Genomic DNA, 24,460 nt, shown 5'->3' on the forward strand with positions numbered 1-24,460 from the left:
GCGCATCCTCACCCACCCGCACACCGGTATCGTGCTCGATGTCAGCGCAGAACCGTTCCGGGTGCCGGCAAGCTTGAAGAAATATTTGCGCCTGCGGGACGGGACCTGCCGGTTCCCCGGCTGCAACCGCTCCGCCGGGCACAGCGACCTCGACCACACCCGCGACAAACAATTCGGCGGCCCCACCACCGCACCAACCTGCACCACCTCTGCCCCGCTCACCACAATCTGAAGCACTACTCCGCTTGGACCGTCACCGTCGACCTTGACGGCCCCCTCAATTGGACCAGCCCCGCCGGCAAACACTACGCCACCGACCCCGCCATCCGCATCAGCCCCCACGTCCGGCACACACCGCAACCGGCACTGCCACACGCACCGCCTGCATCACTTGAGCGCGACCCCTGGATTTCCGTCTGGAACACGACCGACCCCAACCCGCAACCGTTCTAGCGCGCACGGTCCGGCAGAGCTTCTGCCTTTCCGGTGGAGGTCGGCATCAGTTTCACGAGTGCTCGCAGACGAGAAAGTTCACGTCGATAGACTGTGCTAACACGTACCCCTTACTCAACCGCATCGACGCGGAAAGGTTTTTTATGCCCCGCACGGACTCGATCGACAGCATCTTGGGCAAGATCAGAGGAGCGGAGCCGGGTGTTAGCGCTGCGGCACCTTCCGCTGCATCCGCTGATAACAACGAAGAAGTACTGCTGCAGCGCGATGGACCGCTCGCCCGCATCATCCTGAACCGGCCGCAGGCGCTCAACGCGCTGACCCACGCCATGATCCGTTCCATCGCCGAAGCCCTCACAGAGTGGGCCGACGATCCCGCAGTGCGCACCGTTCTGCTCACCGGAAGTGGAGATCGTGCCTTCTGCGCCGGCGGCGACATCGTCTCGATCTACCGCGATGGCCGCACCGACGCCCAGACCGGCACTGGCGCCCAGACCGATACTAGCGCCCAGACCGATACTGGCGGTGACCCCGAAGAGAACGCTCGATTCTGGGCCGACGAGTACACGCTCAACGCGCAGATCAAGCGATACTCCAAACCATTGGTCGCTTTAATGGACCGCATCGTGCTCGGCGGGGGAGTCGGCCTCTCCGGCCACGCTGCGCACCGCGTCGTGACCGAACGCACCAAACTCGGCATGCCCGAAACGACCATCGGCTTCGTGCCCGACGTCGGGGGAACGTACCTATATTCGCGCGTCCCCGGCGAGCTCGGCACCCACCTCGCCCTCACCGCCGCGACCATGACGGGCGCCGACGCCATCACCCTCGGCCTCGCCGACAGCTTCGTTGACGCGGCCCGGCTCGATTCTCTGGTCGACGCCCTCAAACGGATGCCCGCTGCCGAGGCTATCGCCGAGCACGCCGCTACGACCGTGCCACCGGGGCCGCTCCTGTTAGAACGCACCTGGATCGATGAATGTTACGCCGGAGAGGACCTGCCCGAGATCATCGACCGGTTGCAGAAATCATCCGTCGCGGCAGCGCAGGAGGCAGCGACCGCCATCCTGGCCAAATCACCGACCGCGCTCAAAGTCACCCTCGCCTCGCTCCGCCGCGCCCGCGACCTCGGCAGCCTCGAAGAGGTGCTCGAACAGGAATACCGGGTATCCCTTCGCATGGTGGCCGGCCACGACGTGATCGAGGGGATCCGCGCGCAGGTCATCGACAAGGACCGGAATCCTCGGTGGCAGCCGAGCACGCTTGATGCCGTCAGTAACACTGACGTGCTAGCGCACTTCGCGCCGCTCGGCGAGCGCGAGCTGCGTTTGCCGCGCCCGAGAAACTTCGCACCCACACCAACCATCGAACGAGAGGCCACCACGTGAGCGAGCGCACCCAGACCACTAACGACTCGGATACCTACGCCAACATCCTGCTCGAACGCCACGGCCGCGTCGGCGTCATCACCCTGAACCGCCCGAAGGCGCTCAACGCCCTCGACTTCGCCACCATGCAGGACGTCGTCGGTGCCGCGACCCGGCTCGACGCCGACCCGGAGATCGGAGCGATCATCGTCACCGGTTCGGAACGCGCCTTCGCAGCCGGCGCCGACATCAAAGAGATGTCGACGATGAGCTACATGGACATGTACCTGAAAGACTGGTTCGCCGGCTGGGACCGGCTCGCTGCCGTACGCACGCCGATTATTGCCGCCGTATCGGGCCACGCCCTCGGCGGCGGCTGTGAACTGGCCCTCATCTGCGACTTCATCATCGCCTCCGACACCGCCACCTTCGGCCAGCCCGAGATCAAGCTCGGCGTCATCCCCGGTATGGGCGGGTCGCAGCGCCTCACCCGCGCGGTCGGCAAGGCCAAAGCGATGGAGATGATCCTCACGGGCCGCACCATCGGCGCGGTCGAAGCCGAGCGCGCCGGCCTCGTCGCCCGCATCGTGCCGACTGCCGACCTCATGATTGACGCCCTCGCAACCGCCGCCGACATCGCCGCGAAATCAGCGCCGATCGCGATGCTCGCCAAGGAGGTCGTGAACGCGGCCTACGAATCCATGCTCGGCGCCGGCATCCACTTGGAACGACGACTGTTTCACTCGGTGTTCGCCACAGATGACCAGAGCGAGGGCATGGCGGCCTTTGTCGAGAAGCGGCCACCGGTTTTCACGAACCGCTAACGCCCGCTCTTCCAGCTGTACTCGTTCTCGGGCCGTCCCGGTGCGCCGTAGCGGGGAGCGCGCAGCACCAGGCCGGTGTCGGCGAGATACTCCAGGTAGCGCCGTGCCGTCACGCGCGACAGTCCGAGAGGCTCCATCAGCTCGCTCGCCGACACAGGCGCGCCCTGCGCCTGCAGGTATCTGACCACCGGGTTCAGGGTCGATTCGGCCAGCCCCTTAGGCATGGGGATATCGGTCGGCGCCCGCAGGCTCGCGAAGGCGTGATCGACTGCCGACTGCGTCACGTTGGATGCCTGCCCGTTCAGTTCCGCACGAAAGTCCCGGTAACTGGATAATTTTGTAGCGAAGGTCGAATAGGTGAAAGGCTTGATCAGATACTGCACGACTCCGGCCGCGATCGCCCCGCGCACGTTGTCGACGTCGCGCACCGCGGTGATCGCGATGATGTCGGTAGCGAGGCCGGCTGAACGGATGCGCCGACTCACGTCGAGCCCGTGGCTGTCGGGCAGGTTCATATCCATGAGCACGAGGTCGATCGGGGTTCCGGCCGACGCCGCGGCTGCGACGCGCCGAAACGCCTCCTGCCCGGTGCCCGCCGTGCCGGCAAGCTCGAAGCCGGCCAGTCGACCCACATAGGCGGCATGAGCCTCGGCGGCAAGCGGCTCATCCTCGACGATAAGCACGCGAATGACCGGGAGTGCGGCCTCAGTCATGATTGACCTCCACCGGGTCAGGACCGTAAGGAGTCACGGCCGGAATCGTCACGACTGGAATCGTCACGGTGAAGACGGCGCCCTCGCGCCGTCCGATGATGATCGTGCCGCCAAGGCGGGTCACGGCCTGCCGCACCAAAGCCAGGCCGAGTCCGCGGCCTCCGATCGAACGGCCCGGCACCTCGCCTGCTTCGTGAGCGCCGGCGCCCTTGGTGCTGAATCCGAGGCGAAGCACGTCGTCGATAATCTCGGGAGCGACGCCACGGCCGCTGTCGGCGACCTCGATCACCACGGCCTGCTCGGTCGAGGACACCGTGACCGAGACACGACGCGGGTCCGGGCCGGCCACTGCCGCGTCGAGGGCATTGTCGACCAGATTGCCCAGCACGGTCACCAGATCCTGAATCGACAGCCCCGACTGGGCGAGCGTGCCCGACGCCGTGACGGTCAGGGCGATTCCCAGCTCATTGGCCTGCGCCGATTTGCCCATGATTAGTGCGCTGATCACGGGTTCGTCTACGGAACCGACCATCTCGTCTGCGAGTTGCTGGCTCAGCTCTAGATCTTTCGTGGCGAAGTCGAGGGCTTGATCGGTGCGGCCGAGCTCCATCAGTGACACGATCGTGTGCAATCGGTTGGAATGCTCGTGGGTCTGCGCTCGCAGGGCGTCGGACAGCGTCTGCATCGACTGCAACTCGCTGCCGAGGTTCTGCAGGTCGGTGTGATCGCGAATCGTCGCCACGAATCCCATCGGCGTTGCCCGGGGCCGAATCCCCGAGGTCGATGAGGCCACGGCGGGCTCCTGGCTGACCACGAGCACCCGCGTGCCGGTGAGATGAATCTCATCGTGCGCGGTGCGGCCGCTGCGCAGCAGCTCGCCGAGGCTCGGCGGCAGGCTGAGTTCGGTGAGGGTGGGTGGCCGCTCGTCGGTGCCGGCGGCTGGCCGCGGTGGAATGCCGAGCAGCCGCGACGCCTGGTCGTTGTACAGAACGAGGTCGCCCCGCAGGTCGACCAGCACGAGCCCCTCACGCACCGAGTGCAGTACCGAATCGTAGTAGACGAATAGTTGCGCGAGGCGCTCCGGTCCCCAGCCCAGGGTCACCCGGCGCAGGTAGCGCCCGAGCAGCCAGGTCACCACTGACCCGGACGCGAGCAGTCCGAGCGCGAGGCCAAGCACCGAGGGCAGCCGGGCGTTCAGGGCGATCGTGATGTTGCTCGTAGTGGTGCCCACCGCGACGAGCGCGCGCACGGTGCCATCGGCATCCGTTACCGGCACCACGGCACGAACGGATGGCCCGAGCGTTCCCGTGCTGATTTCGGTGAAGGCCGTTCCCGAGAGAGCCGGCTCGATAGCGCCGATGTACTTTTTGCCGATCTCGGCGTCGGTGGGGTGGGTCCAGCGGGTGCGGTTTGGAGCCATGATCGTGATGAAGTCGAGCCCCGCATCGTCGCTCAGCTTGAGCGCGTAGGGCTGCAGCGATTCGCTCGGGTCGGCCGACTGGCTCGCCGTGAGCAGGAAGGGACTGTCGGCGATGGCGGTGGCGACCGCGAGCATGCGGTCGCCGGTCTCGGCGTAGCCTTGATCGCGAGTATCGACGAAGAAGGCCGTTCCGACGAAGACCGTGAGCACGACGATGAACAGTGCGTGCGCGAAAAAGAGCCGCCGAGCGATGCTCCATTCCTTACGCACTGCAGGCTCCTTCGTGAGCTCGTGAACAATATGACCGCAACCGTGCGCCAACGGTCTGCGTCGACCAGTGTGGAACGAATTGCACCAGCCGGAGCCCGTGGTGGGCCAGGTTAAGCCTAGACATAGGAGTCTGACATGACAGCGACGCCATCAATCCGCAGCAAACTCAACAAGGCCGGCAAACCGAAGAAGAGAATCGATTCGTCGCACTACCTCTACATGGCCGTCATCATTGCGGTCATTCTGGGTATCGTGGTTGGCTTGGTCTGGGGCGGCGAGAAGGGCTTTGCCGTTTCGCTCAAGCCGCTCGGTGACCTGTTCATCGCCCTGATCAAGATGATGATCTCCCCGATCATCTTCTGCACGATCATTCTTGGAATCGGCTCCATCGCCAAGGCCGCCACTGTTGGCAAGATCGGCGGCCTGGCCCTCGGCTACTTTCTGATCATGTCGACCTTTGCGCTTGGAATCGGCCTGGTCGTTGGCAACATGATCCACCCGGGCGAGGGCATCAACCTGTCGGATGCTACCTTTGAGGCCACCGAATCGGCCGACACCAAGTCGTTCCTGCTCGGGATCGTGCCCGCCACCCTATTCTCGTCGCTGACCAGCGGAAACATTCTGCAGACGCTGCTCGTGGCGCTCATCGCCGGTTTCGCCCTGCAGCGAATGGGCGCGGCCGGTAAGCCGATTCTCGATGGCATCGCGCACGTGCAGGCCCTGGTCTTCCGCATTCTCATCATGGTCATGTGGCTCGCCCCGATCGGTGCGTTCGGCGCGATCGCCGCGGTCGTCGGTGCCACCGGAATCCAGGCCGTGATCAGTTTGTTCACGCTCATGGCCGCCTTCTACATCACCTGCATCATCTTCATCGTGGTCATCCTCGGTGGCCTGCTCAAAGTGGTCACGGGTGTGAACATCTTCAAGCTCATGCGCTATCTCGGCCGGGAGTACCTGCTGATCGTGTCGACCTCGTCGTCTGAAGCCGCCCTGCCACGACTGATCGCAAAGATGGAACACCTCGGTGTCTCCAAGCCCGTCGTTGGTGTCACCGTGCCCACCGGATACTCGTTCAACCTCGACGGCACCGCGATCTACCTCACCATGGCGTCGCTGTTCATCGCCAACGCACTCGGCCAGCCCCTCGCCCTCAGCGAGCAGATCGGGCTGCTCGTCTTCATGATCATTGCGAGCAAGGGCGCCGCCGGAGTCTCCGGCGCCGGCCTAGCCACTCTGGCCGCGGGCCTGCAGGCCCACGCTCCGCAACTTGTCGGCGGTGTCGGCTTCATCGTTGGCATCGACCGATTCATGTCCGAAGCCCGTGCGTTGACCAACTTCACCGGCAACGCCGTAGCCACCGTCATGATTGGGTCCTGGACCAAGGAACTCGATCGGGGGCAGCTTGATCGCGTGCTCGACAAGCTCGAACCGTTCGACGAACGCACCATGCTCACTCACGGCCAGGTGAGCGCAGCGGACAGCCAGCGCACCGCCGAAAAAGCAGCGCAGTCCGAGGTGTTGGAACGCGCTTAGGCAGATATTGCGGGCATTAGACTCGCGCTACGGGTGTCGCCCGGAGGAATCCTCCCGGGCGGCACCCCCTTTTGTGCCTTCTTTCGGTACGCCGAAAAGTCGGTATGTTAGGCTCATGGACGGTCTTACAACCCTTCACCAGGACGCGCACGCGTAGCCACCATTTGAGATGGAACGGCCGCATGCGTATGGTGAGGCGCCGACGGACGTGATCCCATGATCGCCCCAGCCCACGCTGATTCTCGCGTCCGGGCCGCTCGGTGCCTACCCGTCCGACACGAGAGCACAGCGCGTCGTAGACCGTGAGATCGGCTACGGTGGCGTGCACCGGAGAACGCGTGACCGACAGTATTCCTCGTCCAGAGTCCATAGCAGTCAAAGCAGATCACCTCTACAAAGCCTTCGGGCGCCGCCCGCACGAAATCGTCAAAAAGCTCAAAGCTGGCAAGAGCCGCGCAGAAATCTCGTCTCTCGGAGTAGCCGCTGTCATTGACGCCTCATTCGAGGTCAAAACAGGCGAAATCTTCGTCGTCATGGGCCTGTCCGGCTCGGGCAAATCGACCCTCATCCGCATGCTCAACGGACTGTGGGAGACCACCTCCGGCACCGTAACCGTCGGCGGCACCGACATCACGGGTGTGTCCGCCAAGGAACTGCGCGACGTACGTCGCAAGAGCATCTCAATGGTGTTCCAGCACTTCGCCCTGCTGCCGCACCGCACGGTGATCGACAACGTCGCTTATGGCCTCGAAATTCAGGGTATGGGCCGTACGGAACGCCTGGCCAAGGCCCAGACGATCATCGATCTGGTGGGCCTCGCCGGCTGGGCTGATAATCTGCCCTCCGAGTTGTCCGGTGGAATGCAGCAGCGGGTCGGCCTCGGCCGTGCCCTCGCGGCCGACACGGACGTGCTGCTCATGGACGAAGCGTTCTCGGCCCTCGACCCGCTCATTCGCCGCGAAATGCAGGAGCAGCTCATCGAGCTGCAGGCCGCACTCGGCAAGACGATCATCTTCATCACGCACGACCTCAACGAGGCCATGTTTCTCGGCGATCGCATCGCCGTCATGCGCGATGGTCGCATCGTGCAGATCGGCACGCCCGAGGAGATCCTCACCGACCCGGCCAACGACTACGTCGCCCAGTTCGTGCAGGATGTTGACCGGGCTCGAGTACTCACCGCCGCGAGCGTGATGGAACCAGTGCGTGCTGTCGTTACCAAGACGGCCGGCCCTCGTGCCGCGCTGCGCACGATGCGCGACCTGCAGACATCCGTCACTTTCGTGCTCAACCGCGACCGCAGCTTCGCCGGGATCGTGCGTGACCGCGACGTTCTCAAGCTTGTCAAGGCCGGCGAGGTCGACCTGCGCGGCATCATCCGCGATGACGCCACCGCGGTGCTGCCCGAAACCGTACTGGTCGATCTGGTCGAGCCCTCGGTCGAAAGCGAACTGCCCATCGCCGTCGTTGACGAGAAGAACCGATTGCTCGGTGTGATTCCACGGGTGACCCTGCTCGCGGCACTGGGGAACGTCGCCACGACAACGGGCGAGCAGCCCGTGATCGAACCGCCCGCCACCATTTCCGTCAGCCTGATCACCGAGACCTTGCGCGAAACCGCGCTGGAAGGAGCCGAAGCGTGAACGAGTTCCGAATCCCTGTGGGTTCCTGGGTCGAAATCTTGTTTGATTTCGTCACCGAGTACTTCAGCTTCTTCTTTGACTTCATCCGTTTCGCCTTCGCTGGCGCCTTTGAGACCGTCGACTACCTGCTGGTTTCTCCGCCGTTCTACGTGATCATTGGCCTGGCTGCCCTTCTGGCGCTGGCGGTTCGGGGGTGGAAATTCTTTGCGGGGACCGTCATCGGGCTCCTGCTGATCGTTGGCATGAACCAATGGGAAAATGCCATGGACACGCTCGCCCTTGTGCTCGTTGCAAGTGTGATCGCCATTGCGATGAGCATCCCGCTCGGTATCCTGGCGGCCAAATCTAAGGCGGCCTCGAGCGTCATTCGTCCGGTGCTCGACTTCCTGCAGACCATGCCCGCGTTCGTCTTTCTGATTCCGGCGCTCCTCTTCTTCCGCGTTGGCGAGGTACCGGGAATCGTCGCGACCATCATCTTCGCTATGGCGCCGGGGGTGCGCCTGACAGAGCTGGGTATCCGCGGAGTCGACTCGGAGGTCGTCGAAGCGGGGTCTGCCTTCGGCGCATCACCGGGCCGCATCCTGCGTCAAATCCAGCTGCCGCTGGCCATGCCCACGATCATGGCTGGCATTAATCAGGTCATCATGCTGTCACTCTCGATGGTCGTCATCGCTGGAATGGTCGGCGCAGGCGCTCTCGGTGCGGAGATCATGACGAGTCTCAGCCGGATCGACATCGTGCTCGGTTCCGAGGCGGGTCTGGCCGTGGTGATCCTCGCCATATTCCTCGACCGAGTCACCGCAGCGTTCGGTACTGGCAACACACCCATCAGCCGCCTCATCGCGTTGCGAAAGAGCCGCGCCACGGTATCCGCTTCGGTGGAATCCAGAATTCCGGTCGAACCCGAATCGGTTCGCCTGTAACCCACACACTCACGAGCGCGCGAGCGCCCGTGTCCATCGGCGGTTGTCATAGCACTCAGATCGGCCGCCAGCACCAAGAGCCAACCCTGCCACCCTTCGCGGGTGTCGAGAATGGAAAACCCATGAAAATTCGTACCAAGTCATTCATCGCCGTAGGAGCCGTTTCACTCCTCGCCCTCAGCGGATGCGCCTCTGCTGAAACTGCCACCGTCTCCAACGGCGACAACGCCAACATGAGCCTGGCCGTATTCAACGGCTGGGACGAGGGCATCGCCGTCTCGGAGCTGTGGAAGGCAATTCTCGACGAGAAGGGCTACAACGTCGAACTGGAATACGCCGCGGAGGCCCCCGTTTACTCGGGCCTGTCCACCGGCGACTATGACCTCAGCATGGACATCTGGCTGCCTGACACCCACGCGTCCTACCTCGAAGAGTATGGCGATGACATTGTCGACCTGGGTGCATGGAATACCGAATCCAAGCTCACCGTGGCTGTGAACGCGGATGCCCCGATCGACTCGCTCGCGGAGCTGGCCGACAACGCCGACCTGTTTTCTAACCGGATCGTCGGCATCGAGCCAGGCTCAGGCCTCAACCAGGCCATGGAAGAGCGGGTCATCCCGACCTACGGCCTCGACGGTATGGATAACGTGACGTCGTCGACCGCGGGGATGCTCTCCGAACTCACGAACGCGACCGATAACGGCGACAACATTGTGGTCACCCTGTGGGAGCCACACTGGGCCTACGGAGCCTTCCCCATCAAGAACCTCGAGGACCCCGAGGGAACTCTCGAGAACATCGAGAGTATCCACTCCTATGGCAGCACCGAGTTTGAAGCTGACTTCCCGCAGGCCGCCGAGTGGATCAACAACTTCGAGATGGACCTCGATACGCTGTACTCCCTTGAAGAGGAAATGTTCGTCAACTATGACGGTCAGGACTACGCACCGATCGTTGCCCAGTGGATCGAAGACAATCAGGAATATGTAGACGGCCTCACCAGCTAGTCAGTACGTGCAGAGGGCCCGTGCCAGTTTGGCACGGGCCCTCTTTGCGACCAGATCGCTGCGTTCGGTACGGACTCGGGCCTGTCCGAGGCAACAGTCGACGTTCTCATTAGTATCCTTGGGCGATATCGACAAGCGTCGCGGTCGAATACGCACGTACTTCATTTCCTTCACAGGGGTGCTCGAGACCCTATCGCTTGAAGGAATCGATCTCTGTCCTCGATGGACAACGGTGCTGATTGCTTGACCGGAGATCCCGGCGACTACCCGTTAAACGTGACATCGCAGGGATCGCATCGGGCAGGAAGCCTCTTGTAAACACACACACAAAACGCTCGGTGGGGATGACCCCGCCCGAGCGTTTGGTGCACTTGTAGACTATCTGTACGGCAAATCGGCCGTTCTCCTGGACGGACAAATCCCATGACTCAACGCGGTTATTGGAAGTACGATCTTGAGTCGCGGCTTCTTGCTGCGTTGGGTCCGAATTTGAGTCGAAGAGTCAGCTCAGTCCTGGCGTTCTCTAGAAGTCTCCCTGGCGAAGCCCGCTGCTGTCGACGTAGGCTAAAGCGGACGAATGTCCGCCGCCGCCACCGTTTAAGTTGTAGTCGAAGCCAGACTCAGCAATGGCGGGGTTTCCGCTCTGCTTGACAATTGAAACACTGCCATTGCCATAGCTTCCGTAGTATACGTCGGCCTTAAATCCATACACGGCGTCGATTTGGCCAAATCCAGCGCCGCCTGGAACGAAGCGGTGGTCCATTACGTAGGACATCCACGAGATGGAATCCTCAAATCGGACGGTGCATCCAGTTCGAACCTCGTAGCTGCCAGCGGTCGAGTTCGAGCACGATGTCACACCGGATGCATTGGTACTCGCACCTGATTTTGCCGTCGAGTCCGTGCCCTGTTCCGTCTCCTGCGTGCGGTAGGACCCATCTGAGAATGTGGCCATGGAAATATTCCAGCCATTCTCGACTCGTTCATCAATGCGGACGGGCACAGCGTCATCGTCGGAAGATTCTAAAACGCCACCAGAATCAAGTGTTGCAAGAATTGCGCTGCGCTGGTCGGCGGGAATATTGCTCTCGATGAGATGCGTTTCCACGTCTGCACGATCATGAGGGCTAATGCCACTCGACTGCCCATCCTGAGCGTTTGCGGCGGGTCCCACGAGCGCGGTCATGGCCAATGCGATGACGGTAGCGGTTAGCCCGATTTTCATGTGATTCATATTTGTCTCGTTCCTGTCAGCTCCCCCAGAAGGGCGAAGAGTCGCCTCGTCAACCGGGAAATGTTCGGTCGAAATACCATTTCAGGCTGTCATCTGTTGAGAATTATGTCGCATGTTTTGGTCAACTCACAGCTATTCTTCAGTTTGCAGATATTGATTTCTCAGACGGTTTTGTCGGCTGTATGCGCCCAAGATCCCCGGCTGGTGACGGATTCCGCACAGAGAACGGCCCGCGTCCTCGGACGCGGGCCGTTCTCTGTCTGCGGCAAACCTAGTCGCCCTTTGGCAACTCCTGCAACGCCCAGGTGGTGCCGTCCGGGTCGGCGAAGTAGACGAACCGGCCCCATTCCTGCTCGTCCACCGGTTCGACCTGCACCCCGTGGTCCAGCAGATGCCGCCGTGCTTCGTCGGCGTTCGGCACGACGATCTGAATTCCCTTCTGGGAGCCCGGCTCCATCTCGGTGATACCGACGCCGAGCACAATGGAAGAGGCCGAGCCCGGCGGGGTGAGTTGTACAAAACGCAGGTTCTCATTGACGACGACGGCGTCGTAGTCGGCGTTGAAACCGATCTGGTCGACGTAGAATGCCTTCGCCGGTCGACGTCGGTGACCGGTACGGCGACGAGTTCAATTTTCCAGTCCATTTAGTCATCCCTTCCTGTCCGCAACCATGCTGACCGTTTTGTCGTCGTGGTCAGGGCGCTGGGAACAGAAAACGCCGCCCACCGACCGATAGTCGATGGGCGGCGAACCGCTGGGTGCTATGCGGCTTCGAGCTCGCGCACCTGCTGCAGCCAGCTGTCGAACAGCGCCTCGTCGAAGTCGTCAACGCTCTTCAGCTTGTACTCGCTCATCTCCGCCGAACCGCTCGCGTTGAGCTTGCCTGAGTCATCTGTGATGGCTTGGCCGCGCCAGAACAACACGGTCACAAAAGTCGGATATGCCTTGAACCCAGCTACCGGTAGGTCATCCTCGAGCCAGACCGGATGCCCGTGCCACAGTTCCGTCGATGTCTCCGGCAGACCCAAGTCGAATTTGTCGCGGAGCAGCCTGACGACGCTTGCCAGCGGCTCGGTGGGAGCGGCAACATACTCGTCAATGGTCGTTGGCTTGAGCGCGGATGCGACGGGTGCCGGAGCGGCAACCTGAAATTTGGTGGGAGTGGACGTGGTAGGGAGTGTGGATGTCAGGTGAATAGCCTCTTTCGGTGGTCGAATCCACGCCTGGCCGGTGCCGGGCATGTTGGTACCTGCATTCCACACTGTCACGCCGGTGCACCCTGAGGCTGGGCAGACACTCAGGAACCGATCCGCGCTGGGTAAAAAAATGCACCGCCCGTCACCCCAAAGGTTGACGGGCGGTGCACGCGTGACAGGCTACCCGGCGGGCGTCGCCGCCGTGCCTACAATGTCGACGACGAACACGAGGGTGTCGGTTCCGCTGATGCCGGCACTTTCCTGGCCGGCCTCACCATAGCCCTCGCTCGGAGGCAGAACGGCGATCACCTGGGATCCAACGGTCTGGCCCACGAGCGCAGCACCGAAGCCCGGAACAACCTGACTGGTGACAAAGGTTGTCGGTCCAACGGTGGTCCAGGACGAGTCGAAGGTTTTTCCGGTGGCCCAGACAACTCCGGTGTATTCGACCGATACGGTGTCTCCGTCGGCGACGACGGCGCCGTCACCGAGCTTCAGGGTCGAGATCTGCAGCTCGGCTGGCGCCTCGGCGTCGGGAACGGTGATGGTCGGGGCACCGTCTTTGGCGAGTTCAACGGTGGGCAGGCCCGGTACAGCCGGCTGGTCCACCCCGTCAGCGCGGTCGGCCAGGTTCGTGATCGAGATGACGTCGATGACGAACACGACGGAGTCTCCGGCGGCGATTTTAAGCTGTTCAGCGCCGTCTGCGCCGAACGCGTCGCCCGCTGTGCTGACGGTGACGATGCGATCGCCTTCAACAGAACAGTTGACGGCCCGCACCAAGCCGGGGAGGAACGTTGCGCCCACCGTGATGGTCTCGCTGGCGCCACTGGTCGGGTACGTCGTCTCCTGTACGGTCGCTCCAGTCGTGCCGTTGTACACGGAGAGTGATGCCCCGACCAACGAGCCGCCGGACGCTTCGGTGGTGCCAGCGCCCTCGATGGCAACCGTGCGCTGGGTGGACGTCGGGTCAAGCGGCTCATCAAATTTGACCGTGGGTACGGCACCGAAGTCGCCGGTCACATCGACAGCGTCGGAAACTGTGCCGGGTGCCGTGCATTCGCTGTAGGCAGCGTCGGGGGCAGAAGCCAAATCCGTTGCTTCGGGGGTGTCGCTGCTGCCGCAAGCGGTGAGGGCGAGAGTGAGGCCCACGATGGTGAGCAGGGCAGGGATTTTCGACACGGGGCCTCTTTCGAGATCGTAGGTGCGGGAATTTAAATATTGGGGTGGCATGAACGGCCAAGGTCTCACTCTGCCACGATTCGCCTATGAACCGCCTGAGTGGATGCCCCGGTGTGCCGCCCGGGCGGAACCGGTCAGTCGTCGAGGCCGCGGGCGATCAGGGCCTCGCCCAACGCATCCGCTGCGTAGAGCGAGCGCACCACGACCGGAACGGCGATCGACAGGAGTGAGCCCCGCGTCCCGCGGGCTGTGCGGGCCTCGAGTACCTCGCGCACGATATCGCTCACCAGGGGAATACAGCGGATGGTGAGCGCAACGAGCAATCCCACCCGGTCGGCGTCGATGAACCGGCGGAACGGGCGTAGCAGCTTCTGGAACGCTTCGAGCACGGCGGTGACCGTTGTGGTCATCGTGAACAGGGCCGCGAGAGCCACCGCCACGATCAGCCGGCCCGCCATGAGAGCGGCGAGCATCCAGCCGGAAAGCAAGCCCTGGATCGGCACCGCGATCAGCAGAACCAGCACAATCGGGGCGATCTGGGCTGCGGCTGCCCGCACCGGAACGCGGGCAGCCAGAAATAGCAGCGTCACGCCGACCGCCGCGCCACTGACGACCCACAAATCGGGCGAAGTTCCGATCAGCACGACGCAGAGCGAGAGTAGAAACAGCTTGAGCAGAGTGGGCGCACGGTGAATGAGCGAGGTGCCGGGGCTGTACAGGCCGATCATTTGCCGCTGCTCACTGCAGCAGGGCGCGGTAGGACGCCAGAGATTGCGCGGGCGCTCCGTCGGCAACGACCGCGCCCTCTTCGATCACGATCACCCGGTCGAATTCTTCGACCAGGTGCAGGTGGTGGGTGACGACGATGACCTGCTGGGGGAGTGTCTGCAACAGCTCGCCGATGCGTCGGGCATTTCGAGCGTCGAGCAGGGTGGTTGGCTCGTCGGCGACGATCGTGGCCGGCTTCGCCACGAGCACGGCGGCAAGGGCGAGCAGCTGCTTTTGCCCGCCGGAGAGGCGGTGCGCCGGGTGCTCGGCGTGCTCGCTCAGACCGAACTGGTCCAGGGCCGCTGCCGTGCGCTCAGCAATTTCGGCGGGAGATAAACCGCGCCGGCGCAGGGTGAACGCCACGTCTTCCTGCACGGTGGGCATCACGATCTGGTTGTCGGGATTCGTGAAAATAAACCCCACCTTGCGGCGCACCTCACGGGCATGGCGGGCCACGTCGAGCCCGTCCACCGTCACGGTTCCGCTCGTCGGCGTGACGAGCCCATTGATCATGCGCACAAGCGTGGACTTGCCCGAACCGTTGGCGCCGACGATGCCGATGCGGTGCTCGGTCAGGCTGAGGTTCACGTCGCGCAGCACCCTGCGCTCACCGAACGACTGCCCGACCTGGTCGAAGCGGATGATGCTCACGCTAGCGGCCGGTGACCCTTCGCGATCAGGCCAGGGTAAGCCTTGTGCACCTGGCGTGCAACGAGCACGGTCACGACGACCTTGATCAGGTCTCCGGGAATGAAGGCGACGTTTAGGCCGAGCGTGGTCCAGAGCGGTAGGCCGAGGTTCAAAGCCATGACCGGAATGCCGATCAGGTAGACCGCGACGATGCCGCCGAGAATCGTGGCGCCGAGGGCCAGCCAGAACGGATACTTCGGCAGCAGACGGGCGGTGAGATAACCGGTGACGAAGGCCCCGAGCAACCAGCCGTAGAGGTAGCCGGCCGCCGGGCTCACCGTGAACACGCCGATCCCGCCGCGCGCTCCGGCGAGCAGGGGCAGACCGACCGCTGTCAGAACGAGGAACAACAGCACGGCGAGGGTTCCCTTGCGCGGGCCAAGAATCGCCCCGGCGAACATTACGCCGAGCGATTGCAGGGTGATCGGCACTGGCCCGATGTTGAGCGGGCCGGCCAGTCCGAGCGCAGCGATAAGGGCGGCAAAAATGGCGATCTGGGCTAGGTCGCGGGCGGGCAGAAGGCGCTTGGTCGGGGCGCTCACACGGGTGGTATCGGTCATGGTTTCAAATCTAGAATTCGGCACCCACCCGCCGCTGAAGAATACCTACAACAAAACACCACGAACTGTAGAGGTCGTGATCGGGATCACGACCCGGCGGCCATAATTGCATCCGCTGCCCGAACCAGGGCCAGGTGTGAGAGGGCTTGCGGGGTGTTGCCCATCTGGTGTCCGTTGGTCACGTCGTACTCCTCCGACAGCAGCCCGACGTCGTTCACGAAGCCGAGCAGCCGGTTCATGAGCGCATTGGCATCGTCAAGTCGTCCTGACGTGGCGTATTGCTCAACCATCCAGAAGGAGCAGGCCAGAAACGGATGCTCGCCCGGCGGCAATCCGTCGACCGCGGCGTGGGTGCGGTACCGCAGCAGCAGCCCATCTCGCATGAGGTCGGCCTCGATCGCGGCCACGGTACCGAGCATGCGTGGATCGGTGGGTGCGCAGAACCCGACCTGCGGGAGTACGAGCAGCGAGGCATCCACTTCGGTGCTGCCCAAGTACTGCATATAGCTGTTTCGAGCCACGTCAAAAGCGCGGGTCTCGATGTCGGTACGTACCTCGTCGCGCAGGGACTTCCAACGGTCGAGCGGACCATCGAGGCCGCACTCTTCAATGCCTCGCACCGCGCGGTCGAAGGCGGCCCAGACCATTACGCGCGAGTGGGTGAATTCCCGGGGCTGGCCGCGTACCTCCCAAATGCCCTGGTCGGCACGGCGCCAGTTCTTCTCGAGAAAGCTCATCAGGGCCCGCTGCAGCGGCCAGGAGAACTCGTTCTCGCGCACGCCCGCAGCACGAGCGGCATGCAAGGCCACCATCACCTCGCCGATCACGTCGGATTGGAACTGGTCGACCGCGCCGTTTCCCACGCGCACGGGGGAGGAGCCCTTGTAGCCCGGCAGGCCGGTCAGTTCATGCTCGGGCAGGTAGCGCTCGCCGGAGAGGCCGTACATGATCTGCACGTCGCCCGGGTCGCCGGCAATGGCGCGCAGCAGCCAGGCTCGCCAGGCGTCGGCCTCCAACTCGTAACCGTGGCTGAGCAGAACCTCGAGTGTGAGCGAAGCGTCGCGGAGCCAGACGTAGCGGTAGTCCCAGTTGCGGGTGCCGCCGATCTGCTCGGGCAGTGAGGTCGTGGCAGCCGCCACAATGCCGCCGGTTCGCTCATGAGTCAGCGCACGCAGCACCAGCAGGGAACGCACCACCTGGGCGCGCAAGGGTCCCTGATGGCTGCAACACGACGCCCATTTCTGCCACCAGGCGCAGGTCTCGGCGTGGGCAGAATCGATGTCGATGGCGGGCGGAGTATCGCGGTGTGAGGGATACCAGGTCATGTGCGCGTCAATCGTGTCCCCGGTCGTGACGTCGAAATGGGACACGTGGCGGTGGTCGGCGGCGCGCAGCTCAGGGCCGCGCATCACGACGGCGTCGGGTCCGGCAATCGCAACGAGGCCCCGTACCGCTTCGCCCTTGAGCTGGCGCACCCACGGCATGATCGTGGCATAGCCAAAGCGGATGCGCAGATCCTGCGTCATGTGCACCGTGCCGCTGATGCCGCGCACCCGGCGCACCAGATCGGCCCGGCCGTCACCGTGCGGCATGAAGTCGAGTACCTCGACCCGGCCGGTGGCCGTGGTCCACACCGTTGACAGCACGAAAGTATCGCCCTGATAGCTGCGGGTTGAAGTGGCGGTTGAGTCGGCCGGGGCCAACAGCCACCGACCGTCATTCTCATTGCCGAGGAGCGCTGCGAACATCGAGGCGGAGTCATAGCGCGGCAGGCACAGCCAGTCGATGCTGCCGTCCCGACCGACTAGCGCCGCCGAGTGACAGTCACTGATGAGTGCGTAGTCCTCGATATTGAGTGCCATCAGGCCATACTGTCAGCACCAGGGTGAGAATGGGCCGACGATCGAACGCCGAAATTGTCGCCGATTCGGTCAGGCGACGAGGCGGGCCGAGGCGAGCGTCGCGGAGGCCTTGTCGATCCAGGCAGCGGATGCTGCAGTCAGGTCGTCATCGATGGTTTCGACACTCGTGACTTCAATGAGCGTGGCGTCGACCCTAGTCGCTGTGCGTGCCGGAGTCTCGCTCACTGCCGGGTCGCTCCAGGTCGTGATTGGCATGGGGGACCAGGACAGGGCGGTCGGCTCACCACTGCTCTCGCCGCGCAGGGCGGCTTGTTCGGTGGTGATCACCTCGGTCAGCTCGGTCGCGATCTCTCTGGCCTTCAACGCGTGAAAAATGACTTCGGTGTCGTCCGCGCTGCGGGCCACCAGCGTCCAGGTGCCGTGCTCACCGACCAACGCAGTGAGCTTGTCGTGCAGCAGCTCGAAAATTTGTTCGTCGCGCAGCACCGGGGCGGAGGCGACGTTCAGCGCCGCACTCGCGGCCAAACGTCGGCGTCGACGACCAAACATGACAAGCCCCTTTCCGGTGCGCGTGTGCAGCTGAAATGAGCCACTCTGTTTATTTTCGGTGACAAGTCGTCGACTTGCCGGGGGACACGCCGCCGAACGCGCCGATTGGGAGCTGAATTCAGCTCTCGATTTGACGTTCATTCGCGTCTTCGATGACCGTGCCGATGGCGACGGCGGCGCTCAGGCCCCAGCCGAGCCACAGCATTACGAGGCGCCAGTCCCGCGGACCGTGCCGCGTGGCCTGTACGGTGTTCCACCCACCGGCGATAACGCCGATCATTGCGCTGCTGAACAAGAACTTTCGCATGTGTTCCTCCGGCATCAGGTTACCCGGGAATAGGCGTACCCCGACTGGTAACCTTGGAACCGCCACACAGGTGTGCACCTCGGGTGTGCCCGGAACGGATGATCCATTTCAACTTCAGCCGGACCCACACGGTCCGAGATCAACCCGCCACTCGTAGAGCCCGCGCCTGCCCCCGCCGGCACGTACACCTTCGTCGTCGTCTCGAACCGGCTGCCGGTCGATTACGAAGAAGCCGAGGACGGCGCCGTTACGTGGCGCACGTCGCCCGGCGGGCTGGTCACCGCGCTCGAACCGCTGATGCGTTCCTCGCACGGAGCCTGGGTCGGCTGGCCGGGTGTCGCAGACCGCGATTTCGAACCGTTCGAAAATGACGGGATTTCGCTTGTGCCGGTGCGGCTCGATGAAGCCGATATCAAGGACTATTACGAGGGCTTCTCCAACGACACGCTCTGGCCGCTGTACCACGACGTTATCGCTCCGCCGAGCTTTCACCGCGAAACATGGGAAGCGTATATGGCCGTCAACCGCCGATTCGCCGCGGCGGCTGCCGCGGTCGCCGCCCCGGGGGCAACGGTCTGGGTGCACGATTACCAGCTGCAGCTCGTGCCGCGCATGCTGCGCGAAGCCCGCCCCGACCTCGTCATCGGTTTTTTCAACCACATCCCCTTTCCGCCCTATGGAATCTATGCGCAGCTGCCCTGGCGCAAACAAATTCTGCACGGGCTGCTCGGCGCTGACGTGATCGGCTTTCAGCGAAGTGCAGACGCCGGTAACTTTTCTCAAGCGGTACGTCGCCTCTACGGCTACCCCACCCGCGGCGTCGTCATCGACGTGCCGACCGGTGAGAACGAAGAGTCCCGCCGCGTCATCGCCAAACACTTTCCCATCTCGATCGACTCCGCCGGCTACGAAGAACTTGCTCGGCGACCCGATATTCAAGCGAGGGCTCGCCAAATTCGCGCAGACCTTGGCAACCCCAAAACACTGATGCTCGGTGTCGACCGGCTCGATTACACCAAGGGCATCGGCCACCGCATCAAGGCCTTTGGTGAGCTGCTGGCCGACGGTCGGTTGAGCGTCGAAGACGTTACCCTGGTGCAGGTCGCCAGCCCGTCCCGTGAACGAGTCAGTACTTATATGGCCCTGCGCGACGAGATCGAGCTCGCCGTCGGCCGGCTCAACGGCGATTTCTCCACGATCAGTCACACCGCCATCAGCTACCACCACCATAGCTATCCGCGCGAAGAGATGGTCGCGATGTACCTTGCCGCCGACGTTATGCTCGTCACCGCCCTGCGCGACGGCATGAACCTCGTCGCCAAAGAGTACGTGGCCGCGCGCTTCGACGTCGACGGAGTGCTCGTGTTGAGCGAGTTCGCCGGCGCCGCCGATGAACTGAAACAGGCAATTCTCATCAATCCGCACGACATTGACGGCACCAAGGACGCTATCGTGCGAGCGGTGGAGATGCCCAAGCGGGAGCGTTCGCGGCGCATGCGCTCGCTGCGACGCAAAGTCGCCGAAAACGATGTCGCCGTCTGGTCGGCTTCCTTTCTGAGAGCGCTCACCGGCGGAGCCGCCGTGCCAGCCGGAATCCCCGACGACCTCGACCTGGCCCTGCAAAGCATTGCCGGCGCCGAGAACCTGCTCATCGCCCTCGACTTCGACGGCACCCTGGCGCCCCACGTCGACCACCCCGAAGACGCCCGCGCCATCGCCGGCACCCGGGAAACCGTGCAGGCCCTGCTCGACCTGCCGGGCGTGCGAGTCGCCCTCGTCTCCGGACGCGCCCTGGTGAGCCTGCAACACGTCGCCCAGCCGCAGAGCTCGGTGCTGCTCACCGGTTCGCACGGCATCGAGGTGCAGCTGGATACCCCCGAGATTGAGCTCAACCTGCTTTCCACCGAACTCGAGCAACTCGATACGCTCGCCCGGGTGCTCGAGAGCATTTCCGGCGGAATCGCCGGCACCACCATTGAGCGCAAGCCCGCGGGCCTGGCCCTGCACACTCGCCTCGCCACCGAGGAAGACGGCCAGAAGGCCGAGCGTCAAGCGCGTGAGCAACTCGGCGATCAGCTGCCCTCGTTGACCGTTCGAGAAGGTAAGAACGTACTCGAATTCTCGGTGCGCTCAAGCACCAAGGGTGACGCCGTCACTAAGTTGCGCGAATACACCGGTGCCGATCGCGTGTTTTACGCCGGTGACGACGTAACCGACGAGGATGCCTTCGGGGCTCTGCGCGACGACGACGTCGGGCTCAAAATCGGGCAGGGTGCCACCCTCGCGAGTTACCGGGTACGCAGCCCGCGCGAGGTCACCCAGGTTCTGGCGCGCATCGCCGAGCTGCGCTCGGCCCAGACGCGCTGACCCGGCTCGGCAAGGTTCTAGACTCAGAAGCATGTCTGAGATTGATGTGAAACCCCGTAGCCGCGACGTCACCGATGGGATCGAGGCCACAACATCCCGTGGCATGCTCCGTGCTGTCGGCATGGGCGACGCCGACTGGGACAAGCCACAGATCGGTATTGCGAGCTCGTGGAACGAGATCACACCGTGCAACCTGTCGCTCGACCGCCTGGCTCAGGCCGCTAAGGAGGGTGTACATTCCGGCGGCGGCTACCCACTGCAGTTCGGCACCATCTCCGTCTCCGATGGCATTTCGATGGGTCACGAGGGCATGCACTTCTCCCTCGTCTCCCGCGAGGTCATCGCTGACTCGGTCGAGGTCGTCATGCAGGCCGAGCGTCTCGACGGCAGCGTGCTGCTCGCCGGCTGCGACAAGTCACTGCCGGGTATGCTCATGGCCGCAGCCCGCCTCGACCTCGCGAGCGTGTTCCTCTATGCCGGATCGATCGCGCCGGGCTGGGTCAAGCTCTCCGACGGCACCGAAAAAGACATCACTATCATCGACTCGTTTGAAGCCGTCGGCGCGGTCAAAGCCGGCCGCATGAGCGAAGCGGATGCCAAGCGCATCGAATGCGCGTTTGCTCCCGGTGAGGGCGCCTGCGGCGGCATGTACACCGCAAACACCATGGCCAGCGTCGCGGAAGCCCTCGGAATGAGCCTGCCCGGCTCGGCGAGCCCGGCATCCGCTGATCGTCGCCGCGACTATTTTGCCCGCCGCTCGGGCGAAGCCGTCGTCAACATGCTGCGCCTCGGCATCACGGCCCGCGACATTCTCACCCGCAAGGCATTCGAGAACGCCATTGCCGTGGCGATGGCCTTCGGCGGCTCGACCAACGTGGTGCTGCACCTGCTCGCCATCGCCCGTGAGGCCGAGGTCGAACTCACCCTCGATGACTTCAACCGCATTGGCGACCAGGTGCCGCATATCGGCGACCTCAAGCCCTTCGGCAAGTACGTCATGAACGACGTCGACCGTCAGGGCGGCGTTCCCGTCGTCATGCGCGCGCTGCTGGAAGCCGGCCTGATTCACGGCGACGCGCTCACCGTCACCGGCAAGACCGTGGCCGAGAACCTCGCCGAGATCGACCCGCCCGACCTCGACGGGGAGGTGCTGCGCACGCTCGACAATCCCATTCACAAAAGCGGTGGTATCACTATCCTCAAGGGCACCTTTGCCCCCGAGGGCGCCGTCGTGAAGACCGCGGGCTTCGACGCTGCCGTGTTTGAGGGACCGGCACGGGTGTTCGAGCGGGAGCGCGCCGCGATGGACGCGCTGACCGAGGGCAAGATCTACAAGGGTGACGTTGTCATCATCCGCTATGAAGGTCCCAAGGGCGGGCCGGGCATGCGCGAGATGCTCTCGATCACCGCCGCCATCAAGGGCGCAGGCCTCGGCTCTGATGTACTACTGTTAACGGACGGTCGATTCTCAGGCGGCACAACCGGACTGTGTATCGGCCACATAGCACCCGAAGCGGTGGACGCAGGTCCAATCGCCTTCGTGCGCGATGGGGATCTGATACGGGTCGATATCGCAGCTCGCACGCTTGACCTACTGGTCGCTTCTGGCGAGCTGGCCGCCCGCCGAGAAGGCTGGGCGCCGCTTCCCCCGCGCTATACGCGTGGCGTCCTCGCCAAGTACGCCAAGCTCGTGCACTCAGCCGCCGAAGGCGCCATCACCGGCTAATCGCACCGGGTGATCTCGCGAACGGGTAAGCCCCAACCGACCGATTCGAAGTAGGGATTCAACGACCATGACCACGGAAACCAGTCCCGTGCCTTCAGCTCCGGCGTCTGCAGAGCCGGAGATGCTTACCGGCTCGGGAGCAATCATTCGCACCCTCGAACTGCTCGGCGTCACTGATGTCTTCGGCATCCCCGGCGGCGCCGTCATTCCGCTGTACGACGAGCTCATGACGCAAACCAAGATTCGCCACATCCTGGTGCGGCACGAACAGGGAGCCGGCCACGCAGCCGAGGGCTACGCCTCCGCCACGGGTCGCGTTGGCGTTGCCATCGCCACGAGCGGCCCTGGCGCTACCAACCTTGTCACCGCCATAGCGGATGCCTACATGGACTCGGTTCCGTTGCTCGCGATCACCGGCCAGGTGTTTTCCACCTCGATGGGAACGGACGCCTTCCAGGAGGCCGACATCATCGGCATCACCATGCCGATCACCAAGCACTCCTTCCTCGCCCGTCGCGCCGAAGAGATTCCGGCCGCGATCGCGTCGGCGTACCACATCGCTTCCACCGGCCGCCCCGGCCCGGTGCTTGTGGACATCACCAAGGACGCGCAGCAGAACCTGGCGCCGTTCATCTGGCCGCCCAAGCTCGACCTCCCCGGCTACCGTCCGATCGTCAAGGCGCACGGCAAGCAGGTGCAGGCGGCAGCCCAGCTGCTGCTGGCCGCGAAGAAGCCCGTACTGTACGCGGGCGGAGGTGTTATCCGCGCCCAGGCATCCGCTGAACTGCTCGCCCTGGCCGAAGCAACCGGTGCACCCGTCGTGACCACCCTCATGGCCCGCGGTGCGTTTCCCGACTCGCACCCGCAGCACCTCGGCATGCCGGGTATGCACGGCACGGTTCCGGCCGTGCTCGCGCTGCAGGAAAGCGACCTCATCATCTCGTTCGGAGCGCGCTTCGACGACCGGGTGACCGGAAAGATCAGCGAATTCGCGCCCAACGCGAAGATCGTGCACGTTGACGTCGACCCGGCCGAGATCTCCAAGATCCGCTTCGCCGACGTACCCATCGTCGGGGATGCCAAGGATGTCATCGCCGATCTGACCCTGGCCTGGGCCGATGCCGTACAGGGATCCGAACCTGATACGACCGAGTGGTGGACCTACCTGCACGGCCTGAAGGAAGAGTTCCCGCTCGGCTTCACCGAGCCGACCGACGGACTGCTCGCCCCGCAATATGTGATCCAGCGCATCGGTGAGCTCACCGGCCCCGAGGCGGTCTACGCGGCCGGTGTCGGCCAGCACCAAATGTGGGCGGCGCAGTTCATCAAGTATGAGCGACCCAACTCGTGGCTGAACTCCGGTGGCGCCGGCACCATGGGCTACTCCGTTCCGGCTGCCATGGGGGCCAAGGTCGCCGAACCGGACCGGGTGGTCTGGTCGATCGATGGAGATGGCTGCTTCCAGATGACCAATCAGGAGCTTGCCACCTGCACGATCAACAAGATTCCGATCAAGGTCGCGATCATCAACAACTCGTCGCTCGGCATGGTGCGCCAGTGGCAATCCCTGTTCTATGACGGACGCCACTCCTTCACCGACCTTAATACCGGTCATGGCACCGCGATGGTGCCCGATTTCGTCAAGATGGCGGATGCCTATGGTGCGCTCGGAATTCGGGTCACTAGCAAGGACCAGGTCGATGACGCCATCAAACTGGCCCTCGCCACCAACGACCGCCCGGTCGTGATCGACTTCATCGTGAGCCCCGGTGCCATGGTCTGGCCGATGGTACCGCAGGGCGTCAGTAACAGTTTCGTTCAGTACGCCAAAGACCACGCACCGACCTGGGGAGACGAGTAAG

General features: G+C 63.6%; 22 protein-coding genes. 10 read left to right on the plus strand and 12 right to left on the minus strand.

Going from position 1 to position 24,460, the window contains the following annotated elements; all coding sequences use genetic code 11:
- The 3 genes from CXY70_RS17660 to CXY70_RS00785 all read left to right on the plus strand — a co-directional run.
- Positions 1-232: HNH endonuclease signature motif containing protein (locus tag CXY70_RS17660; RefSeq protein ID WP_199183316.1), on the plus strand; the 232-nt coding region annotated here is incomplete at its 5' end.
- Between the two features lie 364 nt (positions 233-596).
- Positions 597-1,841, plus strand: coding sequence for an enoyl-CoA hydratase/isomerase family protein (locus tag CXY70_RS00780; protein ID WP_104190503.1), 1,245 nt, complete (start codon positions 597-599; stop codon positions 1,839-1,841).
- Positions 1,838-2,644, plus strand: coding sequence for an enoyl-CoA hydratase (locus tag CXY70_RS00785; RefSeq protein WP_199183317.1), 807 nt, complete (start codon positions 1,838-1,840; stop codon positions 2,642-2,644). The genes CXY70_RS00780 and CXY70_RS00785 overlap by 4 nt, the downstream gene beginning before the upstream one ends.
- On the opposite strand, the gene CXY70_RS00790 is transcribed toward CXY70_RS00785, so the two are convergent.
- The gene (locus CXY70_RS00790) at positions 2,641-3,357 is read right to left on the minus strand and encodes a response regulator (protein WP_104190504.1); all 717 of its coding nucleotides are present in this window, start codon (positions 3,355-3,357) and stop codon (positions 2,641-2,643) included. The genes CXY70_RS00785 and CXY70_RS00790 overlap by 4 nt on opposite strands.
- Positions 3,350-5,047, minus strand: a complete 1,698-nt coding sequence (locus tag CXY70_RS00795) for a sensor histidine kinase (protein WP_104190505.1) — start codon at positions 5,045-5,047, stop codon at positions 3,350-3,352. The genes CXY70_RS00790 and CXY70_RS00795 overlap by 8 nt, the downstream gene beginning before the upstream one ends.
- A gap of 135 nt (positions 5,048-5,182) precedes the next feature.
- Here CXY70_RS00795 and CXY70_RS00800 point away from each other — a divergent pair, with 135 nt between their 5' ends.
- From CXY70_RS00800 to CXY70_RS00815, 4 genes are all read left to right on the plus strand, one after another.
- The gene (locus CXY70_RS00800) at positions 5,183-6,580 is read left to right on the plus strand and encodes a cation:dicarboxylate symporter family transporter (protein WP_104190506.1); all 1,398 of its coding nucleotides are present in this window, start codon (positions 5,183-5,185) and stop codon (positions 6,578-6,580) included.
- A 338-nt stretch (positions 6,581-6,918) separates the two neighbouring features.
- Entirely contained in the window at positions 6,919-8,223 is a 1,305-nt protein-coding gene (locus CXY70_RS00805; protein WP_233205652.1) for a glycine betaine/L-proline ABC transporter ATP-binding protein, read from the plus strand.
- Positions 8,220-9,146: a proline/glycine betaine ABC transporter permease gene (locus CXY70_RS00810; protein WP_104190507.1), complete on the plus strand. Its 927-nt coding sequence runs from the start codon at positions 8,220-8,222 to the stop codon at positions 9,144-9,146. The genes CXY70_RS00805 and CXY70_RS00810 overlap by 4 nt, the downstream gene beginning before the upstream one ends.
- Positions 9,147-9,268: 122 nt before the next feature.
- Positions 9,269-10,156 carry a glycine betaine ABC transporter substrate-binding protein gene (locus CXY70_RS00815; RefSeq protein WP_104190508.1) on the plus strand — a complete coding sequence of 296 codons (888 nt, stop codon included), beginning with the start codon at positions 9,269-9,271 and terminating at the stop codon, positions 10,154-10,156.
- Between the two features lie 523 nt (positions 10,157-10,679).
- Here the strand turns inward: CXY70_RS00815 and CXY70_RS00820 are convergent.
- The 10 genes from CXY70_RS00820 to CXY70_RS00865 form a co-directional block, all read right to left on the minus strand.
- Complete coding sequence (locus CXY70_RS00820) at positions 10,680-11,390, minus strand: hypothetical protein (protein WP_104190509.1); 711 nt, start codon at positions 11,388-11,390, stop codon at positions 10,680-10,682.
- Positions 11,391-11,661: 271 nt separating this feature from the next.
- Positions 11,662-11,961: a glyoxalase gene (locus CXY70_RS00825; protein ID WP_369851317.1), complete on the minus strand. Its 300-nt coding sequence runs from the start codon at positions 11,959-11,961 to the stop codon at positions 11,662-11,664.
- Positions 11,962-12,152: 191 nt separating this feature from the next.
- Entirely contained in the window at positions 12,153-12,659 is a 507-nt protein-coding gene (locus CXY70_RS00830; RefSeq protein ID WP_146066013.1) for a DUF1801 domain-containing protein, read from the minus strand.
- A gap of 108 nt (positions 12,660-12,767) precedes the next feature.
- Entirely contained in the window at positions 12,768-13,769 is a 1,002-nt protein-coding gene (locus tag CXY70_RS00835) for an FKBP-type peptidyl-prolyl cis-trans isomerase (protein WP_233205653.1), read from the minus strand.
- Between the two features lie 134 nt (positions 13,770-13,903).
- Entirely contained in the window at positions 13,904-14,497 is a 594-nt protein-coding gene (locus CXY70_RS00840; protein ID WP_104190512.1) for an energy-coupling factor transporter transmembrane protein EcfT, read from the minus strand.
- A gap of 10 nt (positions 14,498-14,507) precedes the next feature.
- A complete protein-coding gene (locus CXY70_RS00845) occupies positions 14,508-15,188 on the minus strand; it encodes an ABC transporter ATP-binding protein (RefSeq protein ID WP_104190513.1) in 681 nt (226 codons plus the stop codon).
- Positions 15,185-15,787: a biotin transporter BioY gene (locus CXY70_RS00850; protein ID WP_104190514.1), complete on the minus strand. Its 603-nt coding sequence runs from the start codon at positions 15,785-15,787 to the stop codon at positions 15,185-15,187. Before CXY70_RS00850 ends, CXY70_RS00845 begins: the two co-directional genes overlap by 4 nt.
- A gap of 86 nt (positions 15,788-15,873) precedes the next feature.
- The gene (locus CXY70_RS00855; RefSeq protein WP_104190515.1) at positions 15,874-17,649 is read right to left on the minus strand and encodes a glycoside hydrolase family 15 protein; all 1,776 of its coding nucleotides are present in this window, start codon (positions 17,647-17,649) and stop codon (positions 15,874-15,876) included.
- Between the two features lie 69 nt (positions 17,650-17,718).
- Positions 17,719-18,198 carry a hypothetical protein gene (locus tag CXY70_RS00860; RefSeq protein ID WP_104190516.1) on the minus strand — a complete coding sequence of 160 codons (480 nt, stop codon included), beginning with the start codon at positions 18,196-18,198 and terminating at the stop codon, positions 17,719-17,721.
- A 118-nt stretch (positions 18,199-18,316) separates the two neighbouring features.
- Positions 18,317-18,505 carry a hypothetical protein gene (locus CXY70_RS00865; RefSeq protein ID WP_104190517.1) on the minus strand — a complete coding sequence of 63 codons (189 nt, stop codon included), beginning with the start codon at positions 18,503-18,505 and terminating at the stop codon, positions 18,317-18,319.
- Between the two features lie 138 nt (positions 18,506-18,643).
- Between CXY70_RS00865 and CXY70_RS00870 the strand changes: the two genes are divergently transcribed.
- The 3 genes from CXY70_RS00870 (at position 18,644) to CXY70_RS00880 (ending at position 24,459) form a co-directional block, all read left to right on the plus strand.
- A complete protein-coding gene (locus CXY70_RS00870) occupies positions 18,644-20,872 on the plus strand; it encodes a bifunctional alpha,alpha-trehalose-phosphate synthase (UDP-forming)/trehalose-phosphatase (RefSeq protein ID WP_233205655.1) in 2,229 nt (742 codons plus the stop codon).
- Positions 20,873-20,903: 31 nt separating this feature from the next.
- Positions 20,904-22,598 carry a dihydroxy-acid dehydratase gene (gene ilvD, locus CXY70_RS00875; protein WP_104190519.1) on the plus strand — a complete coding sequence of 565 codons (1,695 nt, stop codon included), beginning with the start codon at positions 20,904-20,906 and terminating at the stop codon, positions 22,596-22,598.
- Between the two features lie 67 nt (positions 22,599-22,665).
- Positions 22,666-24,459 (plus strand): acetolactate synthase large subunit, encoded by a 1,794-nt coding sequence (locus CXY70_RS00880; protein ID WP_104190520.1) that lies wholly within the window; start codon positions 22,666-22,668, stop codon positions 24,457-24,459.
- Position 24,460 lies beyond the last annotated feature (1 nt).

The sequence above is a fragment of the Cryobacterium sp. Y82 genome (genome assembly GCF_002929495.1).
GTDB lineage: Bacteria > Actinomycetota > Actinomycetes > Actinomycetales > Microbacteriaceae > Cryobacterium > Cryobacterium serini.

What these genes read in the sequence shown, in the direction of transcription:
- CXY70_RS00780 (WP_104190503.1), top strand. Translation starts at nt 597, where the DNA reads ATGCCCCGCACGGACTCGATCGACAGCATCTTGGGCAAGATCAGAGGA.
- CXY70_RS00790 (WP_104190504.1), bottom strand. Translation starts at nt 3,357, where the DNA reads ATGACTGAGGCCGCACTCCCGGTCATTCGCGTGCTTATCGTCGAGGAT.
- CXY70_RS00800 (WP_104190506.1), top strand. Translation starts at nt 5,183, where the DNA reads ATGACAGCGACGCCATCAATCCGCAGCAAACTCAACAAGGCCGGCAAA.
- CXY70_RS00815 (WP_104190508.1), top strand. Translation starts at nt 9,269, where the DNA reads ATGAAAATTCGTACCAAGTCATTCATCGCCGTAGGAGCCGTTTCACTC.
- CXY70_RS00820 (WP_104190509.1), bottom strand. Translation starts at nt 11,390, where the DNA reads ATGAATCACATGAAAATCGGGCTAACCGCTACCGTCATCGCATTGGCC.
- CXY70_RS00840 (WP_104190512.1), bottom strand. Translation starts at nt 14,497, where the DNA reads ATGATCGGCCTGTACAGCCCCGGCACCTCGCTCATTCACCGTGCGCCC.
- CXY70_RS00850 (WP_104190514.1), bottom strand. Translation starts at nt 15,787, where the DNA reads ATGACCGATACCACCCGTGTGAGCGCCCCGACCAAGCGCCTTCTGCCC.
- CXY70_RS00855 (WP_104190515.1), bottom strand. Translation starts at nt 17,649, where the DNA reads ATGGCACTCAATATCGAGGACTACGCACTCATCAGTGACTGTCACTCG.
- CXY70_RS00860 (WP_104190516.1), bottom strand. Translation starts at nt 18,198, where the DNA reads ATGTTTGGTCGTCGACGCCGACGTTTGGCCGCGAGTGCGGCGCTGAAC.
- CXY70_RS00865 (WP_104190517.1), bottom strand. Translation starts at nt 18,505, where the DNA reads ATGCGAAAGTTCTTGTTCAGCAGCGCAATGATCGGCGTTATCGCCGGT.
- ilvD (WP_104190519.1), top strand. Translation starts at nt 20,904, where the DNA reads ATGTCTGAGATTGATGTGAAACCCCGTAGCCGCGACGTCACCGATGGG.
- CXY70_RS00880 (WP_104190520.1), top strand. Translation starts at nt 22,666, where the DNA reads ATGACCACGGAAACCAGTCCCGTGCCTTCAGCTCCGGCGTCTGCAGAG.